Here is a 22,592-nt window from a genome sequence, read left to right as displayed (position 1 = left end):
CATCAAGCGATCGTTTTTATGTTATGCAACGAAGAGGGGACATGAGCATGGATTATTGAAAATTCACGTGACATCCTTGAATACGAAAAATCTCAAACATTTGCTTATAAATGATTGACAGTTTGTAAGAACTCCTCATATAATAAGGGTAATTCAATATATGAATATGTGCTCATATATAATATCTACAGCAGCTGATAGGTTTGATTGAATCAGGGAAGGCTACTTATATAGAAAAAGGTGAGAACATGAAAAAGATGAAGGATGAATACGTATTAAGCGGTCTTGATTGTGGAAACTGTGCCCGTAAAATTGAAACAGGCGTCAGCAAACTTGAAGGAGTGGAAGCCTGCTCAATTAATTTTGCGACGGGTACATTAACTGTGACACATGCTGATGCACAAGAAACGATGTCAAAGCGTATTGAAAAAACCGTTCAGTCCATTGAACCTCATGTGAGTGTATCACCAAAAGAAGAAGGACATCACCACGATCACGATCATGGAACAAAGAATTTAAAAACGATTGTACTGAAATTAATTGGTGGTGCAGTCATTGGAACGGCGGCTTATTTTATACCTGACAATGGCTTACTGAAGTTCATCATGTTTTTCGCCGCGTATTTACTAGTTGGCGGAGATGTTGTCTTGAAAGCGCTGAAAAATATTGTGCGCGGTCAAGTATTTGATGAGAACTTTTTAATGACCATAGCTACAGTTGGTGCTTTTGTGATTCAGCAGTATCCTGAGGCACTGGCAGTCATGCTGTTTTACCAAATTGGAGAACTGTTCCAAGGGGCAGCTGTGAATCGCTCTAGAAAATCAATTAGCGAATTAATGAATATACGTCCAGAATACGCAAATCTCAAAGTGGGGCAAGAAACAAAAAAGGTAAAGCCGGAAGAAGTCAAAGCTGGTGACCGTATTGTCGTTAAACCAGGTGAAAAAATTCCTTTGGATGGACGCGTGATAGACGGTTATTCTCTTGTGGATACCTCTGCACTAACTGGGGAGTCTGTTCCAAGAGATGTGGAAGCAGGAAAAGAAGTGCTTGCTGGATTTGTGAACCAAAACGGCATTCTTGAAATTGAAGTGCAAAAAGAGCTCAGTGAGTCAGCGGTTACGAAGATTTTGGATTTGGTCGAAAATGCAAGCAGCCGTAAAGCGCAGACAGAAAACTTTATCACAAAGTTCGCTAAATATTATACACCTGCTGTGGTCGTGCTAGCTTTATTGCTTGCCTTTGTACCACCGCTTCTCATCCCATCAGCTCAATTGTCTGATTGGGTATACCGGGCACTTGTCTTCCTTGTCATTTCGTGTCCATGTGCTCTCGTTGTATCCATTCCATTAGGTTTCTTTGGCGGGATTGGTGCCGCATCAAAACGAGGCATTTTAGTGAAAGGCAGTAACTACTTAGAAGCCTTGAACTCTGTGCGCTATGCGGTGTTTGATAAAACAGGTACTTTGACAAAAGGGAACTTTACAGTCACTCATATCGAAGCAGCGAATGAGAAATGGTCAGAAGAGGAATTGCTTTCTTTTGCGGCACTGGCAGAAGCGCATTCTTCGCATCCGATTGCGGAATCGATTAAGGCGGCTTACGGGGCGTCTCTTGATGAGAGCCAGATCGAATCTTACGAGGATATTGCGGGTCATGGGATCAAAGCGACAATTCGCGGAGCTCATGTATTGGCAGGTAACCATCGCCTGATGGAACGAGAGGGCATTGCTTTTGAAAAAGAAAAACGAAGCGGAACGGTTGTGTATTTAGCAATAGACGGTGAGTTTGCGGGATCGATCTTGATTGCAGATGAAGTAAAAGACGATGCAGTTGAAGCGATATCTTCTCTAAAAGCTGCGGGCATTCAAACCGTGATGCTTACAGGGGATGCTGCGCAAGTAGGAAATGCAGTCGCACAACAGATCGGCATTGACGAAGTTCACACTGAATTATTGCCACAGGATAAAGTCGCCAAAATCGAAGACATGTATGAGAAAAAAGCATCTCAAGACAAATTATTGTTTGTTGGTGACGGCATAAACGATACGCCGGTTTTGGCAAGAGCGGATATAGGTATTGCCATGGGTGGACTTGGTTCAGATGCAGCAGTTGAAGCGGCTGATATTGTGATTATGACAGATCAGCCATCGAAGGTAGCGGAAGCTATTGCTGTCGCTAAAAGAACGAGAGCCATCGTATGGCAGAATATTGCGTTTGCTCTTGGTGTGAAAGCCGTCTTTCTCATACTTGGTGCATTCGGTATTGCAACGATGTGGGAAGCCGTCTTCTCGGATGTTGGTGTCACTGTACTGGCTGTTTTAAATGCGATGAGGGTCATGAAATAAAATTGTAAGGAAAAATTCATGAATAGCGTCTTTCATAATAGACCCCCTCTTGTTAAAATAGAAGAAGTTGGATAATGGCATTTTCTTGAGCTGTTATCCTTTTTCTTTGTGAAGGAATGAATGAAAAAGATAAGGTAGGTGCTTTTGTGAGTAAAAAAAATAATCAATCTTCATCCATCAAGTTTGCAGTTATATTAACCATCATTGCAGCTCTTCTCATCGGTATTTTCGTTGTGATCGGTAACAACAACAGCCAAGAAGCACAAACAGTTGACAGTAAGCCGTCTATTAAAGGACAGCCTGTCATGGGAGATCAAAAGGCAAAAGTGCAAGTTGTCGAGTTTGGGGATTACAAATGTCCATCATGTAAATCATTTGAGACTGACATTTTCCCAAAATTGAAAGCAGACTACATAGATAATGGCGATGTATCCTTCTCATTTATTAACTTACCACTGCCTGTTCATGGGGACGGTGCGGTATTAGCAGCACTGGCTTCTGAAGAAGTGTGGAAAGAAGATCCGAAAAACTTCTGGGCATTTCATGAAGCGGTCTACAACGCACAACCAGATAGTGAAGCAGAATGGGTAACGCCAGCAAAGCTCACCGAATTGGCGAAGAAGACAACGAAAATTGATACGGACAAGCTGAAAGATAACCTATCAAAGAAAACATATCAGCCACAGTTGAACACAGATGATCAGCTGGTGAATCAATACAAAGTAAATGCAACACCAACTATTTTCATTAACAATAAACAAGTCCAAAACTTTTATGACTATGATGAAATCAAAGAATTAATTGATCAAGAGCTGAAAGGGAAAAAATCATGAAGAATAAACTGATTTACTTATACAGCGCTTGGATCGTCTCGATTGTGGCGACGATGAGCAGCCTGTATTTAAGCGAAGTAAAGAAGTTTATTCCATGTGATATGTGCTGGTTTCAGCGCATTTTCATGTATCCGCTTGTGCTTTTACTTGGAATTGCTACATTCCGTGGCGATGTCAAAGTGAAGTACTACGTTCTCCCTTTGGCCGGGATTGGTGCTTGCTTTTCCATCTATCATTATATGGAACAAAAGATTCCAGGCTTTGCATCGATTCGTCCTTGTCTAAGCGGTATTCCTTGTTCCGTTGATTATCTGAACTGGTTTGGTTTTATCACCATTCCACTCTTAGCTCTCATTGCATTTATTCTGATCATCATTAGTATGCTGCTTTTAAATGCAAAAGAAGATTGAGGAGATAGCCTGCTTTTAAGCAGGCTATCAGCGTGTAGACAAACCCTCGCATTCTTTGTCAGTCCTGCGTGCTGGTGCTCACGAATGTCAAATTCGCTCCGCGCCAGTACTCGTCCTTCCTAGACTGCAAAGGTTTTCTATCACGCTGAAATGAAGACAAAGGGATAAAATCAAGTTCATTTTAGCCCTTTGTCAACAATCTGAGCCTGCTTTTAAGCAGGCTATTTTTTATTTTTGCAAAAAGATAAAATTTAAAGAAAATTTGTATTGCTTTTCATTTGTGTCAGATATACATTAAGGGGAGAGTGTTAGATGATCAGACAATGGTAAGGAGATAAGCGGAAAATGGCATGGGAAGTGTTAAGTATTATTGGCATTGTGGCATTCGCCATTAGTGGTGCGATTGTCGCAATGGAGGAAGAGTACGATATTCTTGGTGTGTACATTTTAGGGATTGTCACAGCATTTGGCGGTGGAGCGATTCGGAATCTATTAATTGGTCTTCCGGTGTCTGCTTTATGGTCACAGGGCAAAATGTTTACCATTGCCCTTGTATCCATTACGATCGTGTTTCTATTTCCAAAGCTTTTGCTCAAGCACTGGAGCACGTGGGGGAATTTCTCGGATGCGATCGGTTTAGCAGCCTTTGCAATTCAAGGTGCATTATTTGCTGTACAAAGAGAGCTCCCGCTCAGTGCGGTCATTGTGGCAGCGATTTTGACTGGAAGCGGCGGAGGCATTGTGCGTGATTTATTGGCAGGACGAAAGCCACTTGTGCTAAAAGCAGAGATTTACGCAGTATGGGCAGCCCTTGGCGGCTTACTCGTCGGACTCGGCTTAGCGCAAGGAGAGCTTGCTTTATATCTGCTGTTTGTCATCCTCGTTATATGCAGGGTTTGTTCCTACTTATTCAAATGGCGGCTTCCCGCTAGATCTTATTTTTTAAATAAAGGGTAAAACGAAAAGAGGGCGATGTGTCGCTCTTTTTTTTATGTGTTATTCGAGCTTGATGTCAGCAGGTCAAGCTGTTTTCGTGTAAAATAAAAGTAGGTTCTTTATTCATCATTGGAACAATACACGAGATGAAAATGTTGTCATTTGACTGAATATGTAGATTCAGTCTTTTTTTGCCTAGATGGATTGTTATGTGTTGGTTTCGCTTTTTGCGGGATACTAAAGAAACGCTCATGACCGAACGGATGGATCTGAAAGAAATGAACACATCTTTGCATGTAAGCAAAACATGACGGAAAAAATGAAATGGGAGGGACATGTACTTGGAGATTTTTTTGGCAGTGCTCGTACTACTAGCACTCATTGCATCATCTAATATTATCAATCGTTTTCTGCCCTTTATTCCAGTTCCATTAATCCAAGTGGGTTTAGGGATATTGGTCGCAGCTTTTCCTTCAGGTTTACATATTTCTTTAAATCCTGAGCTATTCTTCGTTTTATTCATTGCACCGCTGTTATTTAATGATGGGAAGCGTACCCCAAGGGACGAGCTGTGGAAATTAAGAGCGCCCATTCTTCTATTAGCTTTAGGGCTCGTATTTGCGACAGTCATTGTCGCAGGATATACCATCCATTGGATGATTCCAAGCATACCACTTCCAGCTGCATTTGCGCTTGCAGCGATTTTATCACCGACAGATGTCGTTGCTGTAAGTGCCCTTTCCAGCCGTGTGAATATGCCGAAGGGGATCATGAGACTGCTGGAAGGCGAAGGCCTGATGAACGATGCGTCAGGACTTGTTGCCTTTAAATTTGCTATTGCTGCAACGGTTACAGGGGCATTTTCCATTGCAGAGGCATCCTTTAGCTTTGTTCTTATTGCTGCTGGCGGATTATTGACCGGATTTATTCTGTCGTTTTTTATCATTCGTTTCCGCTATTTTCTGCGCCGTTTAGGCATGGACGATGTCACAATGCACATCATCCTGCAAATCCTCACGCCGTTTGTGATTTATTTAGCAGCGGAAGAAATTGGCGTATCCGGCATTTTAGCCGTTGTTGCCGGTGGTGTGACACATGCCATCGAGCAAGACAGAATGGAAGCGAATTTAGCAAAACTGCAAATTGCTTCTTCAAACACGTGGAATATTATTTTATTTATTTTAAATGGCCTTGTTTTCGTTTTACTTGGGTTACAAATTCCTGATGTATCGACCGTGATTTTCCAAGATGAAGCCTTTAATAATATGCAGGTGATCAGTTACATTTTAATCATTACATTCTGTCTAATGATTCTCAGATTCCTATGGGTATGGCTGTTCTGGGCAGGAAACTGGAGTGTATCGAAAAAGAAGAACGCGAAAAAACCGAAGCTGCGTGCTTCCATGCTGATGACATTCTCTGGTGTTCGTGGTGCTGTTACATTAGCGGGTGCTTTCTCCATCCCGTTTACGCTTGCAGACGGGTCACCATTTCCTGAGCGCCATTTAATTATTTTCCTCGCAGCAGGCGTCATTTTATGTACACTCATTTTAGCGAGTGTCTTGCTGCCTATTTTATCGGAGAAAAAAGATAAGCAGGTGGATGTGGACTTAGATACAAAGATTCAGCACGCAAAACGGAAGCTGCTGAGAAGTGCCATTAAAACCTTAAAAGAAGGAATGAATGAAGACAATCGAGAAGTCTCCCTTGCACTCATCAATGATTACCGAATGAAGCTGAGAAATATTCAGCGGGAACCGTACCAGTTTGGTATGAGAAAACAAGAGAGAAAAATCAGACTGCACGGCATTAAAGCAGAACAGATGAAACTTCAGCAGTTGATTGAGGAAGAGAAAATCGACAAAGAAGAAGCATATGAGCTGCAGGAGAGATTTCATGAGCTGGAAATGCTCTATTCCAACTCCTTTAAAATTCGTTTCTCAAAAGTGAAGTTTCTGCGCTTACTACAATGGCTTCAATTGTGGCGTCCGCATCAGCGTATTTCGAGCGGCATATTAGAAAACGAGGAATCGTATAAACAAATCCGTAAGAAAACGGCTGAAGCTGCGGTGGATTCTATTAAGCACCATATGACCGAAGACAATCAACAAACGTGTCATCAAGTCATTGGGTTTTACAATCAAGTGATTTTCCGCTGTGAACATGGTCCTTCTTTCTTCCAGCAAAAGGATCGTACGTTTGACCGGAAGAAGAAAGAGCTTAACTTCCAAGCCGTACAGACGATTCGTAATGAAATCCAAACTTTATATGAAAATGGCGAAATCAATCGTGATATTGCCCATCATTTAAGGGAGTATATCAATGACATGGAAGCAGTCTTACTGACCAATACATGATGTTGTCATCTTCTCTCCTATGTTTTATGATGAAAAAAAGAGACGAGCAGGGGGAGAGGCAGGATGACATATTACGGAGCGATTGAAGCTGGGGGGACAAAGTTCTGCTGTGCCATTGGCAATGAGCATGGGGATATCATAGAGGAATTAACCATTCCAACAGAGCACCCGGAAAAAACCATCCAATCACTTATTCCATTTTTTCAGCAACATGAAATTGCAGCATTAGGGGTCGGTTCCTTTGGACCGATTTGTGTCCAGAATGACGATCCTTCTTACGGTTACATCATGAATACGCCGAAAGTGGAATGGAAGCATTACCCGTTGATACCTGAGCTGGAGAAACAATTAGGCGTACCGGTGTCCTTTACGACAGATGTCAATGCCGCAGCATTAGGTGAACTGACAAAAGGGGCCGCCAAAGGGCTAAGCAGCTGTCTCTATATCACGGTCGGTACGGGGATCGGTGCCGGGGCTGTTGTGAAACATGAGCTTCTTCACGGTCACTCACATCCAGAAATGGGACACATCCTGGTCAGGCAGCATGAATCAGATCAGTTTGAGGGTGTCTGCCCAGCGCATGGTACTTGCTTAGAAGGACTGGCGGCAGGACCAGCTATTGAGGCAAGGTGGGGAAAGCCGGCTAAAGAGCTTACCGAAGAAGAAGCAGTTTGGTCTCTTGAAGCAGATTATTTAGCACAGGCATTAATGCAATACACGCTGATATTAAGCCCAGAGCGCATCATAATGGGTGGAGGCGTCATGAAGCAAAAACAGCTATTTCCGCTCATTCGAGAGAAGCTGGCTGCGTATGTCAATGATTATGTCGACATGCCGCCGCTTGATACATACATTGTCTCTCCTGGACTTGAGGACAAGGCAGGTATGACAGGTGCTTTGCTGTTAGCGATTGAAGCGAAGAGAAACGCCTGATAATAGAGTTTTCAAACGCAACATGAGATAATGAAAAAGATGGAATCTATGAAAAGGTGGTTGTTAACATGGTCAAAAGCTTGAATGATACCGTAACACTAAATAACGGAGTAGAAATGCCATGGTTTGGTTTAGGTGTATTCAAAGTGGAGGACGGCAACCAAGTGGTTGATGCCGTCAAAGCAGCCATACGAAACGGTTATCGCAGCATTGATACGGCTGCCGTTTATAAAAACGAGACAGGCGTAGGGAAAGCCATTAAAGAATCTGGCGTCAAAAGAGAAGAATTGTTCATTACGTCAAAAGTATGGAACACAGATCAAGGATATGACAAAGCACTCGCTGCATTCGATGCAAGCTTAAACCGGCTCGGTCTTGATTACTTAGACCTCTATTTGATTCATTGGCCTGGACCAAATGCAGATACATTTAAAGAGACATGGCGTGCGCTTGAGAAGCTTTATAAAGATGGAAAAGTAAGAGCGATTGGTGTCAGCAACTTCTATGTGCAGCATTTAGAAGAGCTGTTAAAAGATGCGGAGGTTGTTCCAGCGGTGAACCAAGTGGAGTTTCATCCAAAACTGACACTTGTCGAATTACGACAATATGCGAAAGAAAAAGGCATTCAAATTGAAGCATGGTCTCCGCTGATGCAAGGAAAGCTTTTGGATCATGACGTATTAAAGGAAATTGCAGCACAATACAACAAATCTGTGGCTCAAGTGATCTTGCGTTGGGATCTGCAAAGCGGCGTTGTCACCATTCCAAAATCAATCAATGAAGAACGCATTAAACAAAATGCCGACATTTTTGACTTCGAGCTTTCACAAGAAGACATGGAAAAAATCAATGCACTTAATAATAATGAACGTGTCGGGTCTAATCCAGAAACGATGACGGTTGGGTTTGAATAAATAAAAAATCCCCTTAGCGTGTAGACAAACCCTCGCATATTTTGTCAGTGAGTACTGGTGCTTCCTAGACTAGCAAAGGTTTTCTATCACGCTGAAAAAAGACAAAGGGCTAAAATCAAGTTCATTTTAGCCCTTTGTCAACAATCTGAATCCCCTTTCTCTTTTTGAGAAGGGGATTTTTTAAGTCCTGCTTCGGCGCACAGCCAACAGCATGAGAAAAGACAGGATCACAATACAAATGGTCCAAGCCCACGCAAGTTCCATTCGTCCAGAATCAATCGCCACATAGATGGCTGTTGGGAGGGTTTGCGTTTTCCCAGGAATGTTGCCAGCGAACATTAAAGTCGCTCCAAATTCTCCTAAAGCCCTTGCGAAACTTAAAACTGCACCAGAGAGAAGAGATGGCAGTGCGAGTGGGACGGTAATATAGGCAAAGACCTGGAAAGAATGCGCACCATCAACTTTTGCAGCACCTTCAATGTCTGACTCAATCGTAGAAAAACCAGCTTTCGCTGATTGATACATGAGCGGGAATGCGACAACTGTCGATGCAATGACCGCTGCCCAATAAGTGAAGATGACAGGCTGATGGAAGATCCATTCAATGGCTTGTCCAATCACACTGTGCTTCCCGAACACGACGAGCAGCAGAAATCCTACGACTGTTGGCGGAAGGACAAGCGGCATCATGAGGAGCGTTTCCACGATCATTTTTCCTTTGAAAGATGTACGCGCCATCCAAAAACCAATGGACGTTCCTAAAACGACAGCCAATAACCCGCTGAAAGCAGCCACTTGTACGGACAGCCAGATAGGTGAAAGAAAATCTTCGGTCAGCATCGGCATTATTTCACTTGAAAGCCGTACTTTTTAAAAATCGATGCGGCTGGATCTGATTGGAGATATTGAAAAAATGCTTTCGCTTCCTTCATATGTTCGGTCTGTTTGACAATGCCAACTGGATAAATGATGGGGGAATGCATGTCCTGATTTGCCTCATCTACTATCTTTACTTTGCGAGAAACGAGCGCGTCCGTCTTATACACGATACCAGCTTCCACATTTCCTGTTTCGACATAGTTTAATACTTGACGAACATCCTTGCCATAGACAGCGTTCTGTTTCACTTGGTCCCATATATTCAGTTTTGTGAAAATCTCTTTTGCATATGTACCAGCAGGAACAGATTCAGGTGTGCCAAGCGCTATCTTTCCTTTTATGTGCTGAACATCGCGGAAGGTTTTGATAGAAGAGGAACCTTCTTTTGGCACGATGAGAACAAGCTCATTTTGTATGGCATCCTTTGTATGATCCTGATCGATGTCGCCAGATTGAACAAGGTCATCAAAAGGCTCTTCAGCTGCTGAGAAGAAGAGATCCGCTTTTGCTCCTTGAGCGATTTGCTGCTTCAATGCGCCGGATGACCCGAAATTATTCGTGAGTGTCACGTTTGGATGATCATCTTCATAGGCAGATTCAATCTCTTTCAAAGCATCCTGCAGGCTTGCCGCCGCTGAAATCACAAGTTCTGTCTTTTTTCTTTGATCTGGTGACGTCGACTCCGTTTGACACCCAGTCAGGAGCAAACAGATGGCGACGAAGGTTAAGAATAAATATTTCATGATCACACCTCTTTATCATTCAACATCATGTGTATCCTTTATTATAATCAAACTTATTTGACCATTCATAGGCTTTCAGGAAAAGAGAAAAGAAAAAGCCGCCAGAGGGCAGCTTTTAATGCTGATAAAAACGTAGTAAGTTCCCGTTGATCACTTTATCTGATAGAGACAGCTCTTTATTGGCTTTTTCTATATAGGGCTGGCATACTTCATCTTCTTCAACAGGTTGTTTTGTTTTTTGATCATAGCACGTGTTCTTTGTATAAAGATAATCATCTGTAATAAAGTTTCCATTTCTCAGCACAGCGAACGGCGTCCGTTCATTGGAGAAAAGGTCATTTCCAAATTGAATGGCATCTTTTGATTCAATGCCGAGTAAATGAAGAAGTGTCGGTTTGACATCCATTTGACCGGCTGTTTCAGAAATGGTTTGAGGGGCTGCGTCTGTCACCCCAGGAATGTAAATCAAAAAAGGGACCCGCTGCAGTTTAACCGCATCAAACGGTGTGATTTCATTCTGCTTCAGCAGCTCTGCCATTGCCTCATGATGTGCTTCTGAAATGCCATAGTGGTCTCCCATCAGGACAAACATTGTATTTTCATATAGTCCTTCTTCTTTCATTCGTTCAAAGAACCTTTTGATGGCTTCATCTTGATAGCGGACGGTGGTCACATAGCGGTTTAAAATGGTGCTAGTCGAATCGTATTCATCAATGAACTGATCCTTTGGATCAATTTCAAATGGGAAGTGATTGGTTAAGGTAATAAACGTGCTGTAATAAGGCGTTTTCAGCTTTTTTAAATAATCGATGGATTGGTCAAAAAAGTCGATATCCTTTAAGCCCCAGCCAGTCGAATTCTGTTCATTGACATCAAATGAATCGACATCATAAAAGCGGTCAATCCCAAGAGATTCATACATCACATCACGATTCCAGAACGTTTTATTATTCGCATGAAATTGGACGGATTGATAATTCTCTTTTTTCAATTGCTTGTACAGTGTGTCATATTCGTTGTCACTCGCTGTGAAAAAGACAGCGCCACTGCTAGATGGATAGAGGGAGTTTGCGACGATAAACTCTGAGTCCGACGTTTTGCCTTGCTCTGTCTGCTGATAAAATTCATCGAAATAGAAGCTTTTTTTGGCAAGTTGATTTAAAAATGGTGTGATGTATTGTCCATTCACCTTTTGATTCATGACAAATTGCTGCGTTGATTCAAGTGAAATGAACACGACATTTTTGCCTTTAGCAAGTCCAAAGTAGTCTTCATTCGGAGCACTGTAATCAGCTTTTGTGTAGTTTGCCACTGTTGAAAGTGTATCTTCGTCAGCAAAGGCTTTTTGTCCAATTCGTGCTGTTTGAGCGGCACCGTCATACAAATGGAATTGAAACAGCCCAAGGTTTCGTACAATGACTTCTCGATCATACGAGCTTGTCAAAAAACGAGGGTGGTCCATCAAAGCTGAGCTGACATGGAACAATAGCAAGCTGCAGCAAACCACATAGTATGTTTTGATCGTCTTAAAAGACGCTTTTGGTGATAGCGGTTTCCGTTTTAAGAGCCATGCCAGCACTACAAAATCAATCAGCATGAGTATAAATAGCGGATGAAACAATTCAGTCATACTGCTACCCATATCTCCCATGTTCTTTGCTTGAAATAAGACAGGAATGGTAATGAAATCAATATAAAAACCGTAAAAGATCGTATTCGATATCAAAATGGCTGTCAAAATAAAATTTGTGGTCAATAAAAAGACCTTTTGTTTCGTTTCATTTAAGAAAAGAGCAATCCCAAACAAAGGGAGCAAAAAGCTAAGTGGATTAATCAAAAGCAGCCACTCGTGAAACAGATTGGCCGTTCGTATATGAAATCCGAATTGATAAATGATGTATGTTTTCATCCACATAAAGAGGATGGAGTACACTAAAAACCAGTGATTTTTGAAAAACGCTTTCATTTATGTAACTCCTCACCATTCTGTATTCAGCTGCAAGGCAAAAACACTTATCTTAAAACTACTAAAAAAATGAGGAATGATCAATTCATATCCTGCTTTTTTGCAAAACTCTTTTTTCTTTTTCTAAAACGGCAATGGGATGGATATTCCGCAAATGACAGCCATGTAATAGCAGGTGACAATGGTCAGAGCAGCTAGTACGACTTGTTCTCCTGTGCTGCCTGTTTTGACATAAAAGGGGAGACGTACTTTCATGGTTGCAGGGAACAAAAATTTAATACCGTTCACTGTGCCTGCATCAAGGATGAGGTGGCTTGCCATCCCAACTAGTAACCCGGTACTGAGGCTGTCATTTGGAATGTATGTTGTCGCAATAAAATAAATGATCAGCAGAAATAATAAACTATGTGTAAAGGTGCGGTGCCCGAACACACTACTGATCAGTGTGGAAAGCAGCGGGAATTTCCTGCCGATTTTGCTTTTTGTATGACATAGATCTGGGATGAGGGCACCTACTGATCCTGCAGCAGCCATCGTCACTGGTTCGAATCCGTAATAATAGGCGACGGCTGTGGAGGCGGCAATTCCGCCCATAATATGTGTTTTTCCTGTCATGATGCGTACTCCTGTTCTGTTTTTTGTTCAAGTACTCACTATATCAAGGGTGAATCCATTCAGCAAGGCTTATTTCTAAAGAAAAATGGGGTAAAATAGTTGGCTGTTTGGAAAAACATTCTATAATAAGAAGGAAGTCATGTTGACACTAACGATAAGGATGCGATTCGGATGAGTAATGCAGACATTTTAAAAGAAATTGTTCTTGTACATTATGAAGTCAGCCGTAAATTAAACCGCAAGTTACTTGAGTTAGAAAAAGACATCACGCCTCCACAGATATATGCTCTTTCTATATTGATACAAGGAAAAGTATCACATGCTGAAGAGCTCAAACAAAGACTCTCTCTCAACCCAGGTGCCGCTTCCATTGCCCTCAATAAATTATGTGAGCAAGGCTACATTCAGAGAGAAAGGGACAAGGACGATCATTCCCTGGTCCGGCTAGAAGCCACGGAAAAAGGGCTGGCTATTTACGAAAAGCATACACGTCTTTTTGGAAAGGTAATTCAGCATATGATGTCAGACTTCACAGAGGAAGACTTAAAAACCTTTCTAACATATTTGCAAAAAATGAGACAGACCTTTCACGATGAATGAACCGCTCCTCTTTGTATAATGCTGAGCGCTGTAGCACAAATTAAACAGGCAAAGGCATTTTAAGAAAAGGGGGGAAATAGCGATGTCATTTTTCCAAAAGGATAAAAAGGCGAAAAGCGAGAAAGACCATCAGCAGGTAGATCAGCTGTTAGAAGAAGCAAGTAAAGAACTAGCAGGCGATCCGCTTCAGGAAGCTGTCCAAAAGAAGAAAAACAACCATCAATAAGCTGACAGAAAGGCGGAGAATCATTTCTCTGCCTTTTTTCTATGTTTTTCCCTTTGACAGATATGAGAATGTTTGATAATCTTCGTGTAGTAAAAATGAATAGAAATCCTCACGCTATGTCTCAGTGAGGTAGAGGTTGCGCGGATGATGAGTCACTCATGGGAGAGATGGAATCGTTGATCATGAGAAAAAAGGCATCAGCGCCGAAGTGTAGAGAGAGCTCCAACTTTCTTTATGCTGGGTCTGCATTGAACAAATGCAGGACTGCCACGTCTTTGAAGCGTGGAGGGCTATCCGGAGATCAAGGTGTATGTTTTGAAAAGCATGGACTTTTGTTCAGGCTTTTTTTTATGTTCTGATTGCCTAAGAAAAGGGTATGCTGGTAAGAAAGTGACCCAACATGAACATAAAGAATGCAAGTCATTGCTTCACAAATATATCAATGAAGATACTGCCGGGTCTGGTCCAAAGTGAATATAACGGAGGTACGAAAATGGAACAGACAAAAAAATGGGGTTTTTGGTTATTGACGGCTTTTGTCGTCGGAAATATGGTAGGTTCAGGCATCTTTATGCTGCCTAGTACACTTGCCCAGCATGCAAGTCCTTTAGGTGTGACGATGGCATGGCTTGTCACAGGTGGCGGCGTACTGATGATTGCCTTTGTGTTTGGACATTTGTCCATTCATAAACCGCAGCTAACAGCTGGACCACAAAGCTATGCAAGAGCGCTTTTTAAAGATCCGAAAAAAGGAAAAGCAGCCGGTTTTACAATGGTTTGGGGATATTGGGTGGCAAGCTGGATTAGTAATGTCGCCATTATCACAAGCCTAGCTGGTTATTTAACAACCTTTTTCCCAATTTTAACCGTGAAAACGGAGGTCTTTACTTTTGGAAAAGAAGCGATCACACTTGGTCAGCTCACAACGTTTATCGTATGTACAATCCTTCTATGGGGGACTCATACGATTTTAATTACAAGCTTAAGCGCAGCAAGTAAGTTGAACTTTATTACGACCTTTTCAAAGGTGCTTGGATTCGTCCTTTTTATTGTCGCAGGCTTATTTGCATTCCAAACCGCATTATTTGAACATTATTACTTCCCTGTTGAAGCAGCAAGTGGTGAAGGAGTGCTCGGACTTGGAGGCCAAATTCATCATGCGGCCATTTCCACACTATGGGCATTTATCGGCATCGAATCTGCTGTCATTTTATCAGGAAGAGCTTCCTCGCAGCGTGATGTCAAACGTGCGACGATTACAGGACTTTTAATTGCACTGTCTATTTATATGATTATTACCTTGATTACAATGGGCGTTCTGCCGCATGATCAATTGCAAGGTTCTGATAAACCATTCGTAGACGTGCTTCAGCTCATTATCGGACCGGCTGGCGGCATTGTCATGGCACTTCTTGCGATCATTTGTTTATTTGGTTCGATGCTTGGCTGGATTTTGCTTGGTTCTGAAGTCCCTTATCAAGCAGCAAAAGCTGGCGATTTCCCAGCAGTGTTTGCAAAAACAAACAAAAAAGGCAGTCCTGTTATTGCTTTGACTGTCACAAATATCATGTCACAGCTGTTTATTTTCTCAGTCATGTCACGTACGATTAATGAAGCCTTTACTTTCTTAACAACATCAGCGACACTTGCGTATCTCATTCCGTATATCGTGTCGTCGATCTACAGCTTTAAGGTCATCATGCAAGGTGACACATATGAGCTCCAAAAAGGAAAACGGACAAGAGACGGGATCATTGCGCTTGTGGCCATGGGGTATTCCGCTTGGGTCATTATTTCAGGCACAGCTGATTTCAAAACATTTGGTCTTGGTATTGGATTGTTCTTAGTTGGCATTTTACTCTACCCATTCATGTCCAAAAAATTTGCCAAAGGTACAGTTTAAAAAATACGTTTCTCCAATGCTGGAGAAACGTATTTTTTTATGAGGCAGATGTTAATCGATCCACAATAAATTCGAGCTGACCTTCTAGTGACACAGGGTCATTAAAGAAGTAACCGACTGTATCTGTTTCAAATACGCGTTTGTTTTGGACAGCAGGAAGTGATGCCCAGATGCTGCTTTTATACACTTGATCGCCATTACTTTTTGAACCGCTCCATGGGCTTGTGAAAATATAATCACCTGCAAATTCTGGAAGCTTTTCAAGAGAAATGTTTGCATAACCGACACCACTGTCGATGGCTTCTTTTTGGACGGCCTTCGGAGCTTTTAATTTCAGCTCGTCATAAATGATTTCACCACCGCGTGCAAAAGTGTTACCGAAAATGTAAATGCCCTTATCGAATGGTGATACGATCGAAACGGTTTTGTTTCCTACAGCTTTTGTTACTTTTGGTTTCACTTCAGCAATTTTGGCATCCCATTTTGTGATCCAATCCGTTGCTTTTTTTGATGTGCCTGTCATTTTACCGAATTCTTTTAGCTGGTCTTTAAACGAATATTGATTGTATTGAATGGCAACTGTAGGTGCAATTTTTTTGTATTGATCAAATTTCTCATCTTCTCCCCAAGCAATGATCATATCCGGCTTCAAAGAGGCTACTTTCTCAACAGAGGGAGATTTTCCAATATTTTTCACTCCGTCTGTTTTTCCTTTATAGAAAGGGTTTTTAAAGATGGGCGCAGTGGCAGCAATTGGGGTTTTGCCGAGTGTGACGAGATCCCCGTAATAGCTTTCCGCCAGAAGCACAATACGTTTTGGGTTTTGAGGCAGTTTCACTTCACCCTTTACATCTTGATAGGTAATCGTGTCATTTTTTTTGGCTCCCGATTCTTTATTGGAAGTGCTGCTGCAAGCAGCAGTAAAAATCATAAGGGTCATGAAGGAAATCAAAAGAAGTCCGGTTCGTTTTTTCACAAAAGTTCGCTCCTATTCAATTGTTTATGATAATGATTCTCATTCGCGATTATATCTTAACATGATAGAAGAAAAAATGCATCGGCTATTTTATGACCAAAATGAAAATGGTGAAATTCTCCCGGTTTTTTGATGAAAATAAAGAAATTTATCAGAACAAGGATTTCAAAACGTGAAGAAAGTGATATACTAGACTCCGAGATTGATAATCATTATCACTAATAACGAATAGATATGAACGGAAAGGAAGAGACTGGTTTTGGGCTCACAATCGAATAAACAGCTGTCAGCTAAAGATGATGCGATAGATATTGTGACAAAGCCTTTTGGTACAGCAGCTGTTGTCATCATAGGAATCATTGCTTTAGCATTTGGTCTTTTTTTATCAGTATCGCTAGGAGCGGCAAACATTCATTTACACACGGTATGGGAAGCCGTCTTTCATTTTGACTCACAACAAACCTCACATCAAATCATTAGGGAACTAAGGCTGCCGCGTACAGTTGGTGCCGCACTTGTCGGTGCCTTTTTAGCAGTATCGGGTGCCATTATGCAAGGCATGACAAGAAATGCGCTTGCGTCTCCTGAAATCATGGGTGTGACAAATGGCTCTGCATTTGCGATTGCCATTGCGTTTGCTTTTTTCCCAGGCCAATCTTCTTTTACATTAATTCTTTGGTCATTTTTGGGTGCAGCACTTGGCGCCTCTATTGTATTTGGGGTTGGAACCCTTTCAAAAGGGGGACTTACTCCTGTGAAGCTCGCATTAGCCGGTACGGCTGTTGGCGCACTTTTAAGCTCAATTTCCTCAGCGATTGCCATTCGATTTGACGTCGCGCAAGATATGAGTTTTTGGTACGCAGGCGGTGTGGCTGGTGTGAATTGGAGCAATATTAAGATCATCATTCCAGTTGCGGCTGTAGGACTGATCATCGCAATGATTCTTGCCCGCTCCATCACGGTTTTAAGCTTAGGTGATGAATTAGCAAAAGGGCTTGGACAATATACACGAACAGTCAAGGTACTTGGCATATTGGTCGTGATCCTTTTAACAGGTGCAGCCGTGTCAGTTGCAGGTTCTATTGGCTTTATCGGGCTTGTGATTCCTCATGTTACGCGTTTCTTGGTCGGCGTTGACTATCGCTGGATTATCCCTTGCTCAGCTATTTTAGGGGCTATTTTGCTCATTTATGCAGACATTGCGGCAAGGCTTGTCAATGCGCCGTTTGAAACGCCAGTGGGTGCCATTACAGCCATTATAGGCGTTCCTTTCTTCTTATATTTAGCGAGACGTGAAAGGAGCGGAATTTAAATGGAAATGGTGCAGCAGGCAAAGAAAAAGAAATACAAACGAACGATGGTCATGATCTTTTTAGCGATCGTGGCTGTGTTCCTGATTAGTTTAAATACCGGAGAGATACGGATTTCTCCGATGGATACATTCAAAACATTTTTTGGACTCGGAAGTGAAATGGATGCGCTTGTATTATTCGAGTTCAGACTTCCAAGGATGGTCATCGCTTTACTTGTTGGCGCTTCTATCGCTGTATCAGGAGCCATTTGGCAAGGTGTTTCTCAAAATGGTTTAGCTGATCCCGGCATTCTAGGTGTAAATGCGGGTGCAGGTTTTGCGGTGGTTTTGTTTATCTTTGCCTTTCAGGGTTCGATGTCGAACTTAGGTGATTTTTCAATATTTGTACTGCCGCTTTTCGCTTTCGTAGGTGCCGCCTTTGCTGCATTTCTCATTTATGTGCTAGCGTGGAAAAAGGGCATTACGCCTGTTCGATTGATTTTAACTGGTATTGGGATCAATGCTGCATTTTCGGCAGCAATTGTGGTCATTCAATTAAAGATGAGTCCAAATGATTTTAACCAAGCCATTGTGTGGCTGTCAGGAAGTATTTGGGGCTCAAGCTGGACATATGTCTTATCAGTCGTGCCGTGGATGCTGATTTTTCTTGTATTAGCGATGGTGAGGGCACGCTACTTAAATATCATGAATTTGGGTGATCAGATATCTTATGGCTTAGGGATTTCAGTTCATAAAGAAAGAAGTTTTCTCATGCTGATTGCAGTTGCATTAGCCGGTGCAAGTGTTGCTGTTGCAGGGAGTATATCGTTCCTAGGGTTAGCGGCACCACACCTCGCAAGAAAGCTAGTTGGTCCGAAACATCAAGGAATGATACCGGCGTCCGCTATGATTGGTGCACTGCTGTTATTACTTGCAGATACACTTGGGCGTGTCATACTTGCTCCATCAGAGGTGCCCGTTGGACTTGTCGTTTCTGCCTTAGGCGCACCTTACTTCATTTACTTATTGATGAAAACGAACTAATGAGGAAGGAGAGTACAACAGATGAAATCACTTGAAACAGAAAAGCTTTGTATTGGCTATCATGACCGTTTGATTGTAGACGATTTAAATATCAGCATCCCAAAAGGCAAGGTGACCACATTAATTGGGCCGAATGGGTGCGGGAAGTCAACGATTTTAAAAACAATGTCTCGTATTATGAAGTCCCATCAAGGTGCTGTTTATTTAAATGGCCAGGCGATCCATCAAACACCAACAAAAGAAATTTCAAAACAAATGGCCATTTTACCGCAGACGCCTGAAGCACCAAGTGGTCTGACCGTTTATGAGCTTGTGTCATATGGACGTTTCCCGCATCAAAATGGATTTGGCCGTTTATCAAATGAGGACAAACGAATCATCAGATGGGCACTTGAGGAGACGGGAATGATTGCATTTCATGACCGGCCAATTGAAGCACTCTCCGGTGGACAGCGTCAGCGGGTATGGATTGCGATGGCACTCGCTCAGGAAACAGAGCTGCTTTTATTAGACGAACCAACGACGTATTTAGATCTTGCTCATCAGCTGGAGATCCTTCAGCTATTAGAACGCTTAAACAGAGAACAGGGCAGAACGGTGCTGATGGTAATTCATGACCTCAATCATGCTGCACGCTTTTCGCATTACATGATTGCCCTCAATCAAGGGAAAGTCATTAAAGAGGGTACGCCTCATGAGGTCATGACAAAAGAGGTACTCAGTCAGGTGTTCCACATCGATGCAGAAATTGTGCTTGATCCGAGAACGAATAAGCCGATCTGTTTAACATATGACTTAATGAATCATGAAAGAAAGCTTGAAGCTGTGAACGGATAATAGATGGACAAAAAACTCGGTATGTATGACCGAGTTTTTTTGCATCTTCTGGTATTACCTTGTTATGCCATTTTCTCCAGTTGATCTTTTTTCGCTTTTATGCAGAAAAGAGGTACTTTTTTACTTTGGACAATGGTAATATACGGTTAGAGATCATAGCTAGAAAGGAAAGAGATGCGTGGAAACAGCAAAAATATTGATTGCAGATGACGAAGAAGCAATTGTAAAAATGGTTGAACGCGTATTAAAAAAAGAAGGGTTTCAACATATTTATAAAGCCTATCATGCAGATGAAGCATTAGATATTGTCAAAAACGAGGACATCCACCTCTTACTTCTAGATGTGATGATGCCCGGTAAGTCAGGCTTTGATGTTCTACCTGACATCAGGAAAATGACGAAGGCACCGATTTTCTATTTAACAGCAAGAACGTCTGATGTAGACAAATTGACTGGATTTGCACAAGGTGCAGACGATTACATCACAAAGCCATTTAATCCGTTAGAGCTAGTAGCTAGAATTAAGGCGCACTTAAAACGAACTTATGTCTCCTTACAGGAGGAGCAGGAAGAAGCGCACAGTCAATATGAATATGCTCATTTCTCGTACCATCCTCATGCAGCAGAGTTGAAAGTAAGGGGAAAGGTGACGGCTTGCTCAGCTCAGCTTTTGTCCTTGCTGAAGTATTTTTGTGACCATCCGAATGTGGTACTTTCAAAAGATCAGATCTATGAGAAAGTATGGGGTGTTCCATCATATGGTGACAACAACACCGTCATGGTTCATATCCGAAAGCTGAGAGAAAAAATAGAGTTAGATCCAAGTCAGCCTGAATATATTGTGACGATCCGTGGTATGGGCTATAAGTTCATTCCGCAACCTGTGAAGGTTCTTCAATAGTTTATGAATTTACGAACAAAACTTTTCTTTCACTTTGTCGGACAAATGTTTATTGTCATCGTCATTCTAACGATCGGGCAAACATTCTCTGAAAATCTTTATTTTCAAAAACGCTATGAGAATATGACTGAAACTGGTTTAACGAAGGCAGATGGAGATACACTCATGAGCTGGCTTTATTTTAACGAGGATGGAAAAATGGAAGCCGATGATCAGCTCAAACAAGCAGTGGAAAAACGTGATGGCTGGCTACAAGTGATTGATTCCAAAAAACGCAACGTCTATAGCTATCAACTCCCTAAAAACATTCCAACATCCTATCAAAAGGATGAAATGATCAAAATCTTTGAAAAAAGACAATTTAAAGATTACAAGATGTACTTCTGGCCAATTGAGATTGATCAAGAAAGCTTTATCGTCTTATATGGATTTAAAACGAACAGCACAAAGGTAGCCAATTATCTCAAGCAGCATGAAAAAAACCTGGCTGCATTGTCTCAATATTCAGTTGAAACAAAAGAATTTTTGAAAAGAATGAATGGATCGGTGCATCTGTTTAATGAAGAAGGAAAATACTTAAAAGGTATCCGAGCCAATAGTAATTTGAAAAATAACGTAACGGATGTTGAACTGCTCAAGTATCAATCCAAGCCTTGGGAGTTTAGAAGTGACCTGTCGTATATCAAAGTGAATAAGGATTTGTATATGATTGTTTCGGTGCCAAACAAAGTATACAGCCCAGACGAGCTTTATGATAAAGAGACAGAGGCTTTAAACCAATATACAACGCTTTTGATTGCAGGTCTTGCGCTTACGATTATTATCGTTATGACATTATGGTACTCGTATCGCTATGGGCTACCGATCTATCACATTATCCGCTGGCTGATTTTCTTATCAAGAAATAAATTGCAGGAGCCAACAAATAGAAAAGGTATTCCAGTAAGTAAAAATAAAAAGGGCCGTATTAAGCGGGAGTACCGGCTGTTTGAGGATATCCTCAAAACAATGGATCAGCTCACCAATACGTTAAAAGAGAATGAAGCAAACCGAAGAAAAATTCAAACCACAAGGGAAGAATGGATCGCAGGGCTGTCTCATGATCTAAAAACGCCTCTTAGCACGATTTACGGCTATGGATTAATGCTAGAATCAGATCAATACCAATGGTCCAAGGAAGAAGTCATGGAAATGGGACAAGTCATTCGTGAGAAATCAGAATACATGTCGACCTTGATTGAGGATTTAAACCTCACGTATCGATTGAAAAATGGTGCATTGCCTATTAATCGAAAACCTGTTGAACTTGGTGAATTTTTAGCCTCCATTATGGACGAGTTTTCAAGAAGCACGCTTTCAGAAGATTATTTATCAACCTTTGAAGATCAAACAGAGGGTGTCATGTTTGAGATCGATAAAGCCTGGTTTAGACGAGTCATTGAGAACCTGCTGGCGAACGCAGTGAAGCATAACCAGAAAGGTACTCTTATTCAAGCTGTTCTATCTGAAACAAATGATGAAGTTCGGATCGAAATGAAAGATAACGGACGCGGAATGGCGCAAGAAACAGTGGATCATTTATTTAATCGTTACTATAGAGGGACAAATACGAATGATCCAACAAATGGAACAGGACTAGGACTGGCGATTGCAAAAGAGCTTGTCTTACTGCACGATGGCGATATTCAAGTAGAAAGTGAATTAGGTCAAGGAACAACTATTGCGATTATCCTAAAGAAAACACCATCTGTAAAATAGCCAAAAAACGATTTTCTTTTCTAAAGGAGATCGTTTTTTCTTGTTTTAGGATTGAAATCGATTTTGTAAACGATTACAATAAAATTGTTAACGTGAACAAATTGATTTTCATCATTATAAGA

At 41.6% G+C, this 22,592-nt stretch carries 20 protein-coding genes and 1 riboswitch; of the genes, 15 read left to right on the top strand and 5 right to left on the bottom strand.

Features of this window, described 5'->3' with window-relative positions; all coding sequences use genetic code 11:
- The first annotated feature begins 248 nt into the window (after positions 1–248).
- The 7 genes from ACSBQP_RS10135 to ACSBQP_RS10105 all read left to right on the top strand — a co-directional run bounded on the left by ACSBQP_RS10135 (position 249) and on the right by ACSBQP_RS10105 (position 8,731).
- On the top strand, positions 249–2,348 hold the full coding sequence (locus ACSBQP_RS10135; RefSeq protein WP_144666047.1) for a heavy metal translocating P-type ATPase: 2,100 nt from the start codon (positions 249–251) through the stop codon (positions 2,346–2,348).
- 146 nt (positions 2,349–2,494) lie between these two features.
- The gene (locus ACSBQP_RS10130) at positions 2,495–3,181 is read left to right on the top strand and encodes a DsbA family protein (protein ID WP_017359241.1); all 687 of its coding nucleotides are present in this window, start codon (positions 2,495–2,497) and stop codon (positions 3,179–3,181) included.
- Positions 3,178–3,591: a disulfide oxidoreductase gene (locus ACSBQP_RS10125; protein WP_007500241.1), complete on the top strand. Its 414-nt coding sequence runs from the start codon at positions 3,178–3,180 to the stop codon at positions 3,589–3,591. The genes ACSBQP_RS10130 and ACSBQP_RS10125 overlap by 4 nt, the downstream gene beginning before the upstream one ends.
- Before the next feature lie 345 nt (positions 3,592–3,936).
- The gene (locus tag ACSBQP_RS10120) at positions 3,937–4,548 is read left to right on the top strand and encodes a trimeric intracellular cation channel family protein (RefSeq protein ID WP_007500242.1); all 612 of its coding nucleotides are present in this window, start codon (positions 3,937–3,939) and stop codon (positions 4,546–4,548) included.
- Positions 4,549–4,868: 320 nt separating this feature from the next.
- Positions 4,869–6,884 (top strand): Na+/H+ antiporter, encoded by a 2,016-nt coding sequence (locus ACSBQP_RS10115; protein WP_039963778.1) that lies wholly within the window; start codon positions 4,869–4,871, stop codon positions 6,882–6,884.
- Between the two features lie 63 nt (positions 6,885–6,947).
- Positions 6,948–7,817, top strand: a complete 870-nt coding sequence (locus tag ACSBQP_RS10110) for an ROK family protein (RefSeq protein ID WP_286108515.1) — start codon at positions 6,948–6,950, stop codon at positions 7,815–7,817.
- Positions 7,818–7,885: 68 nt separating this feature from the next.
- The gene (locus ACSBQP_RS10105; protein WP_017359243.1) at positions 7,886–8,731 is read left to right on the top strand and encodes an aldo/keto reductase; all 846 of its coding nucleotides are present in this window, start codon (positions 7,886–7,888) and stop codon (positions 8,729–8,731) included.
- Positions 8,732–8,911: 180 nt separating this feature from the next.
- Here ACSBQP_RS10105 and modB read toward each other — a convergent pair whose 3' ends face one another.
- From modB to ACSBQP_RS10085, 4 genes are all read right to left on the bottom strand, one after another.
- Entirely contained in the window at positions 8,912–9,577 is a 666-nt protein-coding gene (gene modB, locus ACSBQP_RS10100; RefSeq protein WP_008347121.1) for a molybdate ABC transporter permease subunit, read from the bottom strand.
- On the bottom strand, positions 9,577–10,353 hold the full coding sequence (gene modA, locus ACSBQP_RS10095; protein WP_048003214.1) for a molybdate ABC transporter substrate-binding protein: 777 nt from the start codon (positions 10,351–10,353) through the stop codon (positions 9,577–9,579). Before modA ends, modB begins: the two co-directional genes overlap by 1 nt.
- Before the next feature lie 115 nt (positions 10,354–10,468).
- The gene (locus ACSBQP_RS10090; RefSeq protein ID WP_048003213.1) at positions 10,469–12,319 is read right to left on the bottom strand and encodes an LTA synthase family protein; all 1,851 of its coding nucleotides are present in this window, start codon (positions 12,317–12,319) and stop codon (positions 10,469–10,471) included.
- Between the two features lie 123 nt (positions 12,320–12,442).
- The gene (locus ACSBQP_RS10085; RefSeq protein ID WP_008347118.1) at positions 12,443–12,934 is read right to left on the bottom strand and encodes a metal-dependent hydrolase; all 492 of its coding nucleotides are present in this window, start codon (positions 12,932–12,934) and stop codon (positions 12,443–12,445) included.
- 171 nt (positions 12,935–13,105) lie between these two features.
- Between ACSBQP_RS10085 and ACSBQP_RS10080 the strand changes: the two genes are divergently transcribed.
- The 3 genes from ACSBQP_RS10080 to ACSBQP_RS10070 all read left to right on the top strand — a co-directional run bounded on the left by ACSBQP_RS10080 (position 13,106) and on the right by ACSBQP_RS10070 (position 15,663).
- Positions 13,106–13,534, top strand: coding sequence for a MarR family winged helix-turn-helix transcriptional regulator (locus ACSBQP_RS10080; protein WP_007500254.1), 429 nt, complete (start codon positions 13,106–13,108; stop codon positions 13,532–13,534).
- Between the two features lie 82 nt (positions 13,535–13,616).
- The gene (gene sspJ, locus ACSBQP_RS10075; RefSeq protein WP_008347117.1) at positions 13,617–13,760 is read left to right on the top strand and encodes a small acid-soluble spore protein SspJ; all 144 of its coding nucleotides are present in this window, start codon (positions 13,617–13,619) and stop codon (positions 13,758–13,760) included.
- Between the two features lie 122 nt (positions 13,761–13,882).
- A riboswitch (Lysine riboswitch) is annotated at positions 13,883–14,061 on the top strand.
- Positions 14,062–14,253: 192 nt separating this feature from the next.
- Complete coding sequence (locus ACSBQP_RS10070) at positions 14,254–15,663, top strand: amino acid permease (RefSeq protein WP_099496748.1); 1,410 nt, start codon at positions 14,254–14,256, stop codon at positions 15,661–15,663.
- Between the two features lie 37 nt (positions 15,664–15,700).
- On the opposite strand, the gene ACSBQP_RS10065 is transcribed toward ACSBQP_RS10070, so the two are convergent.
- The gene (locus tag ACSBQP_RS10065; RefSeq protein ID WP_099496747.1) at positions 15,701–16,639 is read right to left on the bottom strand and encodes an ABC transporter substrate-binding protein; all 939 of its coding nucleotides are present in this window, start codon (positions 16,637–16,639) and stop codon (positions 15,701–15,703) included.
- Between the two features lie 259 nt (positions 16,640–16,898).
- Here ACSBQP_RS10065 and ACSBQP_RS10060 point away from each other — a divergent pair, with 259 nt between their 5' ends.
- From ACSBQP_RS10060 to ACSBQP_RS10040, 5 genes are all read left to right on the top strand, one after another.
- Positions 16,899–17,951 carry a FecCD family ABC transporter permease gene (locus ACSBQP_RS10060; RefSeq protein WP_008347113.1) on the top strand — a complete coding sequence of 351 codons (1,053 nt, stop codon included), beginning with the start codon at positions 16,899–16,901 and terminating at the stop codon, positions 17,949–17,951.
- Complete coding sequence (locus ACSBQP_RS10055) at positions 17,952–18,974, top strand: FecCD family ABC transporter permease (RefSeq protein ID WP_435028372.1); 1,023 nt, start codon at positions 17,952–17,954, stop codon at positions 18,972–18,974. It begins immediately after the preceding gene.
- 21 nt (positions 18,975–18,995) lie between these two features.
- A complete protein-coding gene (locus ACSBQP_RS10050) occupies positions 18,996–19,811 on the top strand; it encodes an ABC transporter ATP-binding protein (protein WP_017359249.1) in 816 nt (271 codons plus the stop codon).
- A gap of 178 nt (positions 19,812–19,989) precedes the next feature.
- Positions 19,990–20,712, top strand: a complete 723-nt coding sequence (locus ACSBQP_RS10045; protein ID WP_435028371.1) for a response regulator — start codon at positions 19,990–19,992, stop codon at positions 20,710–20,712.
- A 3-nt stretch (positions 20,713–20,715) separates the two neighbouring features.
- Positions 20,716–22,470, top strand: a complete 1,755-nt coding sequence (locus ACSBQP_RS10040) for a sensor histidine kinase (protein WP_435028370.1) — start codon at positions 20,716–20,718, stop codon at positions 22,468–22,470.
- The last annotated feature ends 122 nt before the right edge of the window (positions 22,471–22,592 follow it).

It is taken from the genome of Bacillus sp. G402, assembly GCF_051172515.1.
GTDB lineage: Bacteria > Bacillota > Bacilli > Bacillales > Bacillaceae > Bacillus > Bacillus altitudinis.
This window is presented reverse-complemented; position numbering and strand designations above follow the sequence as displayed.

What these genes read in the sequence shown, in the direction of transcription:
- ACSBQP_RS10135 (WP_144666047.1), top strand. Translation starts at nt 249, where the DNA reads ATGAAAAAGATGAAGGATGAATACGTATTAAGCGGTCTTGATTGTGGA.
- ACSBQP_RS10125 (WP_007500241.1), top strand. Translation starts at nt 3,178, where the DNA reads ATGAAGAATAAACTGATTTACTTATACAGCGCTTGGATCGTCTCGATT.
- ACSBQP_RS10120 (WP_007500242.1), top strand. Translation starts at nt 3,937, where the DNA reads ATGGCATGGGAAGTGTTAAGTATTATTGGCATTGTGGCATTCGCCATT.
- ACSBQP_RS10110 (WP_286108515.1), top strand. Translation starts at nt 6,948, where the DNA reads ATGACATATTACGGAGCGATTGAAGCTGGGGGGACAAAGTTCTGCTGT.
- ACSBQP_RS10105 (WP_017359243.1), top strand. Translation starts at nt 7,886, where the DNA reads ATGGTCAAAAGCTTGAATGATACCGTAACACTAAATAACGGAGTAGAA.
- modB (WP_008347121.1), bottom strand. Translation starts at nt 9,577, where the DNA reads ATGCCGATGCTGACCGAAGATTTTCTTTCACCTATCTGGCTGTCCGTA.
- modA (WP_048003214.1), bottom strand. Translation starts at nt 10,353, where the DNA reads ATGAAATATTTATTCTTAACCTTCGTCGCCATCTGTTTGCTCCTGACT.
- ACSBQP_RS10090 (WP_048003213.1), bottom strand. Translation starts at nt 12,319, where the DNA reads ATGAAAGCGTTTTTCAAAAATCACTGGTTTTTAGTGTACTCCATCCTC.
- ACSBQP_RS10085 (WP_008347118.1), bottom strand. Translation starts at nt 12,934, where the DNA reads ATGACAGGAAAAACACATATTATGGGCGGAATTGCCGCCTCCACAGCC.
- ACSBQP_RS10080 (WP_007500254.1), top strand. Translation starts at nt 13,106, where the DNA reads ATGAGTAATGCAGACATTTTAAAAGAAATTGTTCTTGTACATTATGAA.
- sspJ (WP_008347117.1), top strand. Translation starts at nt 13,617, where the DNA reads ATGTCATTTTTCCAAAAGGATAAAAAGGCGAAAAGCGAGAAAGACCAT.
- ACSBQP_RS10070 (WP_099496748.1), top strand. Translation starts at nt 14,254, where the DNA reads ATGGAACAGACAAAAAAATGGGGTTTTTGGTTATTGACGGCTTTTGTC.
- ACSBQP_RS10055 (WP_435028372.1), top strand. Translation starts at nt 17,952, where the DNA reads ATGGAAATGGTGCAGCAGGCAAAGAAAAAGAAATACAAACGAACGATG.
- ACSBQP_RS10050 (WP_017359249.1), top strand. Translation starts at nt 18,996, where the DNA reads ATGAAATCACTTGAAACAGAAAAGCTTTGTATTGGCTATCATGACCGT.
- ACSBQP_RS10040 (WP_435028370.1), top strand. Translation starts at nt 20,716, where the DNA reads ATGAATTTACGAACAAAACTTTTCTTTCACTTTGTCGGACAAATGTTT.